This window comes from Burkholderia sp. Tr-20390, from assembly GCF_017104595.1.
GTDB lineage: Bacteria > Pseudomonadota > Gammaproteobacteria > Burkholderiales > Burkholderiaceae > Burkholderia.
On sequence record NZ_JAAGPC010000460.1, the window covers coordinates 1 to 663 of the forward strand.

Consider the following 663-nt stretch of genomic DNA (forward strand, 5'->3'; position numbering starts at 1 on the left):
CGATCTCGCCCCAACTTGATGCCGCGCTCGACCAACGCTGGCCCGAGCAGATGATGCAGTTTCCGCGTCCCTAGTCGGGGCTGACGCAGCCGTACATCCCGTACTAGTGTCGTCACGATATCGGCCTGCGCGCAGCGACGTTCCTCACTTTGGAAGCGCTTGTAATACGCTTGGCGACTGATGCCCATGTATCGGCAGGCTCGCTCGACGCTCAGCTTTTTGATCCGCCTTTGCGCGACGACCTGCCCGAAGGCTTTTTTACGGTGATTCCGTAGTCCTTGCGCATCACGTCGAGTACCGCCTCGAACAGCGCGGCTTTCTCCTGCGCTTCTCGCAACTGCGTCTCCAACTCCTTGATGCGCTGCTCCGGCGTGAGCGGCTTTGCGTCTTGCTTTGACATGATGGAACCCGATCGCGCACGGCCGGATGGATCGGCCCAATCCTGCAAGCCGTGCTTACGTAACCATACCAGCACGGTCGAGCGCCCCTGGATTCCGTAGCGGCGCTGTGCCTCTTTGTACGTCAATTCGCCTTTTTCGACCTGCTCGACCACCGATAGCTTAAAAGCCAGGCTGTAGTCCCGCTGCGTCCGCTTGATCTCTTGCTCCACTTGGCACCTCTTCGTTTCAGCGAAAAAGTGTCAACCTATTTCAGGACGGGTCA

Annotated in this window: 1 pseudogene; it reads right to left on the reverse strand. The window is 58.7% G+C overall.

Annotated elements, in window-relative coordinates:
- A pseudogene (locus tag G3N98_RS39540) lies at positions 1-610 on the reverse strand (helix-turn-helix domain-containing protein); the annotation flags it as partial.
- Between the last annotated feature and the right edge of the window lie 53 nt (positions 611-663).